At 37.6% G+C, this 8,286-nt stretch carries 7 protein-coding genes; 3 read left to right on the top strand and 4 right to left on the bottom strand.

What is annotated here, in order from left to right:
* Positions 1-188: 188 nt before the first annotated feature.
* The gene (gdhA, locus tag ABFC98_03785) at positions 189-1,526 is read right to left on the bottom strand and encodes an NADP-specific glutamate dehydrogenase (protein ID MEN6445149.1); all 1,338 of its coding nucleotides are present in this window, start codon (positions 1,524-1,526) and stop codon (positions 189-191) included.
* A gap of 259 nt (positions 1,527-1,785) precedes the next feature.
* The gene (locus ABFC98_03780; protein ID MEN6445148.1) at positions 1,786-5,310 is read right to left on the bottom strand and encodes a C25 family cysteine peptidase; all 3,525 of its coding nucleotides are present in this window, start codon (positions 5,308-5,310) and stop codon (positions 1,786-1,788) included.
* Positions 5,311-5,478: 168 nt separating this feature from the next.
* On the opposite strand from ABFC98_03780, the gene ABFC98_03775 reads away from it, so the two are divergent.
* Positions 5,479-6,399, top strand: coding sequence for an endonuclease/exonuclease/phosphatase family protein (locus ABFC98_03775; GenBank protein ID MEN6445147.1), 921 nt, complete (start codon positions 5,479-5,481; stop codon positions 6,397-6,399).
* A 48-nt stretch (positions 6,400-6,447) separates the two neighbouring features.
* Here the strand turns inward: ABFC98_03775 and ABFC98_03770 are convergent, their stop codons facing one another.
* A complete protein-coding gene (locus ABFC98_03770) occupies positions 6,448-7,128 on the bottom strand; it encodes a metal-dependent hydrolase (protein MEN6445146.1) in 681 nt (226 codons plus the stop codon).
* Positions 7,129-7,270: 142 nt separating this feature from the next.
* Positions 7,271-7,420, bottom strand: a complete 150-nt coding sequence (locus tag ABFC98_03765) for a hypothetical protein (protein ID MEN6445145.1) — start codon at positions 7,418-7,420, stop codon at positions 7,271-7,273.
* 39 nt (positions 7,421-7,459) lie between these two features.
* On the opposite strand from ABFC98_03765, the gene ABFC98_03760 reads away from it, so the two are divergent.
* Positions 7,460-7,807, top strand: a complete 348-nt coding sequence (locus ABFC98_03760; GenBank protein MEN6445144.1) for a DRTGG domain-containing protein — start codon at positions 7,460-7,462, stop codon at positions 7,805-7,807.
* On the top strand, positions 7,779-8,286 hold a 508-nt coding region (locus ABFC98_03755; protein MEN6445143.1), incomplete at its 3' end, for an ATP-binding protein. The genes ABFC98_03760 and ABFC98_03755, both read left to right, overlap by 29 nt.

Raw genomic sequence — 8,286 nt, 5'->3', positions numbered from 1 at the left:
AATGTAAATCTATTTATATAAAAGAAATAGGTCTTTTGCCCTTGCTAACTTGAGATAAAATAAAAAGGTGGGAGAGTGAAAAAAGTTCCTCTTCCACCTTTTATTAAGAAGAGATACCGAGGTCTTTTAAAAAAGCCCGTAACGACTTATCGTAACGGGCTATATTTATTTTTAAGAGATGATGTGTTTTACACGATCCCTTGATCACACATAGCATTTGCTACTTTTAAAAATCCGGCAATATTGGCACCTTTTACATAATTTACATAGCCATCTGATTCTTTGCCGCTATCAACGCATGCCTTATGGATATTTTGCATAATTTGGTGAAGTTTTTCATCCACTTCTTCACTTCCCCAGTTTAGACGCATGGAGTTTTGAGTCATTTCCAATCCGCTTGTGGCGACGCCACCTGCATTTGCTGCTTTGCCGGGGGCAAATAGAACTTTTGCCTTTTGGAAAATTTCTACTGCTTCCGGAGTGCAAGGCATATTAGCTGCTTCCGTTACACAAAATACTCCATTATTAATTAGTGACTTTGCATCATCACCATTAAGTTCATTTTGAGTGGCACAAGGAATAGCCACATCAACTTTCACTTCCCAAGGACGCTTTCCTGGGAAGAATTTGGCGTTAGGATATTTATCTGCATAATCTTTTACCCGGTCATTATTGGAAGCGCGCAATTCAAGCATATATTCAATTTTTTCACCACTAATGCCATCTTCATCTAAAATATAACCATCGGGACCGGAAATGGTAACTACTTTTCCACCTAAATGATTAACTTTTTGAACAGCGCCCCAAGCAACATTGCCAAAACCAGAAATAGCTACTCTCTTGCCTTTAATGGTTTCACCTTTGGTTTTCAACATTTCTTCGGTAAAATAGACAACTCCGTAACCGGTTGCTTCAGGGCGAACTAAACTACCACCCCAATTAAGACCTTTGCCAGTAAGAACACCGGTGAATTCATTTTGTAACTTTTTATACATTCCAAACAAGTAACCTATTTCTCTTGCTCCAACTCCAATATCTCCAGCCGGAACATCTGTATTAGGACCAATATGGCGATACAATTCACTCATAAATGATTGGCAAAAACGCATAATTTCTGCATCACTTTTGCCTCTGGCATCAAAATCACTTCCGCCTTTGCCTCCGCCCATTGGTAATGTAGTTAAACTATTTTTGAATATTTGTTCAAAACCCAAGAACTTTAAAATGGATAGATTTACGCTGGGATGAAAACGCAAACCACCTTTGTAAGGACCGATTGCACTGTTAAACTGAACCCGATAACCGCGATTTACTTGAATGTCACCTTTGTCATCTACCCAGGGAACGCGGAAAATGATGACCCTTTCGGGCTCTACAATTCGTTCAAGAATATTGGCTTTTACAAACCGGGGATTGTTTATATAAACATCCCACACCGTTTCTACAACTTCCTTAACTGCCTGTAAGAATTCAGGTTCACCCGGATTCTTAGCTGCGACTTTGGCCATAAACTCATTAATGGTCATTAGTTCCTCCATATATGATTTGTTTTATTATGCCTTTAAAATAAATTGTCAGTTTATGTCAAGTGAGAAAATTACTTCCTAATTAGCCACCAATAAACTGTATCGTTAGATAGAACAGTTCAACATAGAAGGGTAATTTCTTTCTTGCGTAAACTAACATTTTGCTTGATACCGCTATATCTGAGAAGAGGATAAAAATGCTAAAAAACGCAGGTTAACAGATGTTACCATTAACCTGCGCTTGCTTAAACCCTTCAAGCTATTTTAATAATAGCATTTTTTTGGTATTGGTGTATCCATTCATTTGCAGTTTATAAAGATATAGCCCTGAACCAACTATGGTTCCCTTATTATCCATTCCATCCCAAACTACTTTATGCTGTCCTGCAACGATATTTTCATTCAGCAACGATCTAATCAGCTGTCCCTTCAAATTGTATATATTCAATTTTGCCTGTCCTGCCTGTTTTGCATTAAAATAGATACTAGTAACAGGATTGAAAGGATTGGGATAATTATAGAGATCACTGATTGGGCTTTGCATTACATCGTCTTCATTGGCTACATAATTATCGGGCTTGGAAGTAGTGAATTTTATCGCTAAAGAGGGAGCTAAAGTTGCCGCAGTAATAGGATATGTATTACCGTGAGTATAAGTTAACCCTCTCATTTGATATTGATCTTCAATACCTACTGTGCAATAATTGGTAGTAATTCCCGGATTATCAACCGTGTGATATTGAATTACAATATCACCGTCCTGGTCGGGTTTGGGATATAAAATAATCTGGAACTTTTCCATAGAGGCATCGGGACCCAGGTCTATGGTATACTGGTTATATGCTTTGTTCCATTCAATGATGTAGCGATTATTAGCGGAATCGAACCAATAAATAAGCCGCATATTATCAAAAATCGGATTGCCTTCATTATCAGTGCCTGTTTTCATGCCTTTCAAATCATCCCAATAACCAGCAACCATTGTATAAGGACCTAAAGCGGCAGGAATGTAGCAGTTATAAAAATCGCTCAGAGAGGTTGGAATAAAGGATATCCAGCCATTGGTACACATAGTTACGCTATCGTAATCAACTCCATAAAAACGAAACGAAAAAGGCAGAGGAACGGTCTTCACGCTGTCATCTGGACTTAAAAAGACATCCCCTAAAAGTGTTCCACTATCTGGATCAAGTTCAATCCAATTATAAACTGGAGTTTGCTCATAACCCAGATCAGTAGAATCATAAGCATAATAGCCATATTCATCAGGTCCGGTGGGATCATCGGTTCCCGGAGTTCCTGCCGTAAGTGCATAATAACTATAATAAGTGTAATCAGTATCATTGGAAGCATCAATGCGAACTGGTATATTGTGTCCGGGGGTTACATCCGATTGTAAAGTTATGGTAGCATTAAACTGTCTGCTCTCATTAGGAGCTAAAGAACCGATGGATATAGGAGCGCTTTGTGCTACTGCAGCCGTGGATAGAGATCGAATTTGCAGTTCTATATCATTCATTGTATAGTTTCCTATATTACTAACCGTGAAATTAATGTTGTTTGCCTGCCCTATCTGTAAAATGCCTTCATAATTAATCAATTGTATTTTTGCTCCACCGGTCATTAGCTGGAAAATATGCGTTGTGGAAGGGTTATCCAAAGTAAGAGTAAAATCAATATTCTCACCGGGTATGAAGGCACCGGTTGTAGTAAAATTAAACTCTACAAAGGTTGTGGCATCAGGATTAAGCGAGGCAATTAAGGCATTGGGGTTGCTTATTATTATTGCCGAATGATTGCAGGATAAATTTGCATTCACATTATTATAAGCAAGAGTAGCAAAGTTCTTTAATTCTAAGGAGAGCGTATAGGATGTATCAGGTGCCAATATTGTATCACTTAGATTATTGGCAACGACACCGATGGTTGCGTTCTGCTGAGAAGTGAAAGTTTTCACGAGCGGAACAAAGTTCTTTTTACTGATGGTAACCGTTAAATCTCCCACACTATTAGGATCAACGGGTAAAATAGCATAACCGTTTTTAATGGGTGCATAATTATAGGTATTTCCATCTTTGGTTCCAGAAACTATTCCACCGTTTAAATTTGGGGCATTGATTCGAAGATGACTGGTGCTCTGATTATAAGTAAAACCGCTCTCAATAACACTTTCCGGTATTAGAGAAGGCACCAGAACCCACATATTCAAGCTAGGGTCACTTAAAATGTTATATACATGATAATAAAATGCTACATATTGATTTGGAGCAAGATCATTAGGGAAGGTCTTGTAGAGCTCAATTTTACCCATCAAAACACTGGAGCCGAAACTTCTTACGCCAAAATCTAATATACTACGAAAAGCCCCGCTGGAAATAGAATTATTCAAACGAGTTTTAGTATGTAAATCGGAAGGACCTACAAAAGCAATACAGCCAATGGGATTGGACATCGTTCCCATTCTCATCCATTTTTCTCCGAAATTAGGATTTACGGTATTGGCAAAATCTCCTGTATTGCAGACGATTGAATATACAATCGGCATTTTAGCGCCATTAAAAGTATTATTCAAATCCGGTATATGAAAGGAAGGATAATGCCAACCATTGGCATCGCCCCAACCCCGATAACTAATAAATTGAACGCCTTGATTTATAGATTGTTGGATATTGTTAGTTCCTGGATAACTCGGAGGATAAAAGACAGTATCAACTTGGGTGTAACCATAAGACAGCATTTTATCTCTCAGCCATCGTGACATAGAAATAGGCGTGCTGGGACGCAAACCTCCTTCAGCATAATTTCCAGCAACGGTTAAAGCTCTTGTCATCCAGGTTGTATTGGTCATAAAAGGAGCTTTTTCATAGGCAATGGTTTTATTAGTCATTGTAATAAATTCACTGGCATCGGCAAAAGAAAAACGCCCTGAAATCATTTCCGGAAAATAGTCATTTCCCTGCAACATTGTATAATAAGTATCATCAGCATCGTTTTCCGCATATTCGGGTGAAGGGAAGAAATTAGTGGGCACGGCAAAAGTGCCCGTTACATCTCCCCAGATAAATAGATAATCACATTTATAGGTCTGGTAATGATTTAACACATAGTTCTTAATATCTTGAACCGTAGAACCAATATCAGATTTGTTTACAGTATATACATCATAACCGAGGGACTTTTTCCAGGAAATGAAACTGGTTTGATAGTTTGCCAGCTGACTGTGTGTGATAATCAAAATTTTAGGTCTGGCTAAAGGTAAATCTCGTAAATAGGAATATTCAAAATTATCAGCTAAAGCTCTGTAGGCATCTATGAAAGCGGGAGATACGGTCTCAGGAAGAGAAATCGGATCAGAACCCAGCAATTCAAAATTGAGTTCATTAAGAGTGCGGATTAAACCATTTTCTTGCAACTGGGTTTCAATTTTAATCGTATAACCCTGCATCTCTCTAAAAGTAAAACTTTGCACAATACCAATGGCACTGTCAATTTGTTTTTCTTCGCTGTAAAGATAAGTTCCTTGAGCGTTATAGACATTCCATTTCATTGATGTTATGTTCAATTCCGCTTCCGCATAAGGGAAAGCAAGAGTTTTGGTAATGACGGAACTGGTATTGTTTGATTCATCAATGTTAACATCTTCCGCTTGATTTATTAAAGGTGATTCTCGTAGGCCTGTAAAATATGCTTGTAAAGTAGAGCCACAAGTGCTGTAATTTTGCACAGTTACCGCTGCCAGCATATTGCAGACAAGAGATATCAGGATTATTATGTATTTCTTCATTTAATCTCTCCCAATAATGTTTATTTTACTAATATGCAATATCCCTTCCAACCTGGATAATAATTTGTTTCCGCAAATATTTTATTGCTTTTGGTAGCGGAATTGCTTTCAATTATACACTCTTAGAAATGGGATTTTGAAATCCTTAAATAATTAGAAGGTCTCTTTATGAAAAGCAGAAAACCATTTATTATTATGCTGATGACAGTTATGGTTATTCTTACCGCGTGTGGAAAGAATACGGTACTTAATCCTCCGGAGACAGACCCTACCGGAATCAGCTTTGGAACTTCTTCCACTCTGGATATAATATCTTGGAATTTGAAGTTATTTCCCGAAGGAACAGACCTGGAATCCTTAAAACAGATGATTCCAGCTATGAATGCTGATGTTATCGCCTTTCAGGAAATTATGGATTACAATGCGTTTATGGATTTGGCATCCCAAATCCCGAACTATGATGCTTGCGTTTATACCGCCACAGACACCTATCGGCTTGCCTATCTTTATGATACTCGCACTATTACGGTAAATAATCAATATACTATCTATAATAATGACAGCAATCCTTTTCCTCGTCCGCCTTATATACTTGACATTAACTGGAACAATGAGAACTATATTTTGATAAATAACCATTTTAAGGCATACGGAGATAATTATATCGATGAAAGTGACAGCTATGACGAAGAAGTCCGTCGCCGCCTTGCCTGCAGGGAATTGGATAATTATATAGCTACCAATCTGCCCGATAAAAAAGTGGTTGTTTTGGGAGATATGAATGATCAGATAGCCGAACCACCGGAATATAATGTTTTCCTAAGTTTTATTGATAAGCCCGCAGAATATACTTTTGCTGATATGCCAATCGCTATTTCTCCCAATTATAACAATGTATCCTATCCAAGCTCTTTAAGCCATATAGACCATATTTTGATTACTAATGAGCTTTTCTCTGATTTTGCCAACGCAGATGATTACTGTAAAACTATTCAAGCAGAGAAATGGATGCTAAATTGGAATACTTATGCAGCTACAATATCGGATCATAGGCCGATTGGCATCCGTCTGGCATCTTCCAGAAAGTGACATAACCAAATAAGGTAAAGCACTTTTTTAGGTTGATAGCAAGCCAAATCAGGAAAGATGCATTTCTTCACCTGGTTTCATAACTTTCCCCGTAAAACCGCTGGCAGTAAGCTTATCTATAAATTCAACAGGATTAGCTTTAATAAGATCAAAAGTATTATAATGCATTGGAATTGTAAGTTTTGGTTTAATCCTATTCACTGCTCTCACTGCGTCATCAATGTCCATAGTATAATTTCCTCCAATCGGAATCAGTAATATATCTATCTGGTCCATCTCACCAATCAATTGCATATCACCAAAAATACCGGTATCTCCACAATGATAAATTGTCTTGTTATCCACATTAAAAACCACGCCCGCCGCTAAACCTGCATAATTACCATTTGTGGTTGAAGAACTATGTATGGCTGGAACCAGTTTTAACTTTCCAAAACTGAATCGATGAGCGCCCCCAACTTGCATAGGATGGGTCTTAAGACCGTTTCGAGATATCTGTGAAGCAAGCTCAGCTACACAAATAACAATGGTATTATACTTATCAGCGATTGTGAGTGTATCGCCCAAATGATCACTATGGCCATGAGTTAAAATAATATAATCTGCTCTTATCTGATTAGCTTTAATAGGCGCCAAAGGATTACCGTTCAGAAAAGGATCGATCAGAATGTTACATTGTTGGCTATCGGTAAAAAGAAAGGCAGAATGCCCAAGATATTGTAGCTTCATTTTTAAAACTCCTCAAGAATATGTTCTATTTTACAATATAGTCAAATTATCCCCAAAAGCAAACTCCCCGAATAGAAATAAAAATTAGCTGCTGACTGCAAGAAATTAAGTGCAGACAAGATAATGAGAATGGAGCAAGATGTTAGCTAACTGTTACATCCTCGTTCAATTTGACATAAGTTACCGTATATGCTTGAAATGAAGCATAATAACTACTCTTCTCCAGAATTCTACTGAGCGAAATCTCGATTTTTACAATTTTCTTTTCTCTTGACTTATTTCCACTATCCATATATAATGAATTTACAAAAAAAACCTAAGGAAAAGATAAATGACTTTACATAATATTGTTGAACTTCTGGATGCAGAAGTCCTTAATGAAGGAGCCGATTTAAATACAGAAGTTCCTTGTGCTTTTTCTTCAGATTTAATATCCGATATTCTGATGTGCACGAAAGAACCAACATTATTGTTAACCGGGTTGACAAACAATCAAGTAATTCGGCTTGCCGATATGATTGATTTGATTGGAATTGTTTTTGTGCGCGGGAAAAAGCCAATGCAAGATGTTATAGATATGGCACAAGAGCGCGGACTACCTCTTATAGCAACTAAGATGACTTTATACCGTTCCAGCGGGATTTTATATAATGCAGGACTCCGCAGCTGCAGAATTTGAAAAAGGAGAATACTGGTATATCAATACCGGTTTTGAAGAAAGAGTAAAGGATTTCTTTACTCATAAAAGAGAACCGGATGTTGTTTTGAAGGTTGATATACCGGCAAAAGATTTTAATATTGCAGGCAAGGGCTCTTCAGAATTGAAAATTTTACTAAAACGATTGGGAGTTAATTCAGAGATTTTAAGAAGGATTGCCGTTGCCAGTTATGAAGCCGAAATAAATGTTGCCGCTCATTCAAAAGGCGGGAAAATGATCAGTAATGTATATGACAACCTGATATATATGCAATTTCCGGATAATGGGCCTGGAATCGGAGATATTGAACAGGCAATGATACCCGGTTTTTCCACTGCCGATGATTTAGTTCGGGAATTTGGTTTTGGAGCTGGATTAGGTTTGCCCAATATTCAAAAGAACAGTGATGCGTTGCATATAACATCGGCGAATGGACTTCCTACTTTAGTGGAAATAATAA

Source organism: Candidatus Cloacimonas sp. (assembly GCA_039680785.1).
Lineage (GTDB): Bacteria > Cloacimonadota > Cloacimonadia > Cloacimonadales > Cloacimonadaceae > Cloacimonas.
This window is presented reverse-complemented; position numbering and strand designations above follow the sequence as displayed.

Coding starts and splice junctions, on each gene's coding strand:
- gdhA (MEN6445149.1), bottom strand. CDS start 1,526: ATGACCATTAATGAGTTTATGGCCAAAGTCGCAGCTAAGAATCCGGGT.
- ABFC98_03780 (MEN6445148.1), bottom strand. CDS start 5,310: ATGAAGAAATACATAATAATCCTGATATCTCTTGTCTGCAATATGCTG.
- ABFC98_03775 (MEN6445147.1), top strand. CDS start 5,479: ATGAAAAGCAGAAAACCATTTATTATTATGCTGATGACAGTTATGGTT.
- ABFC98_03770 (MEN6445146.1), bottom strand. CDS start 7,128: ATGAAGCTACAATATCTTGGGCATTCTGCCTTTCTTTTTACCGATAGC.
- ABFC98_03765 (MEN6445145.1), bottom strand. CDS start 7,420: ATGGATAGTGGAAATAAGTCAAGAGAAAAGAAAATTGTAAAAATCGAG.
- ABFC98_03760 (MEN6445144.1), top strand. CDS start 7,460: ATGACTTTACATAATATTGTTGAACTTCTGGATGCAGAAGTCCTTAAT.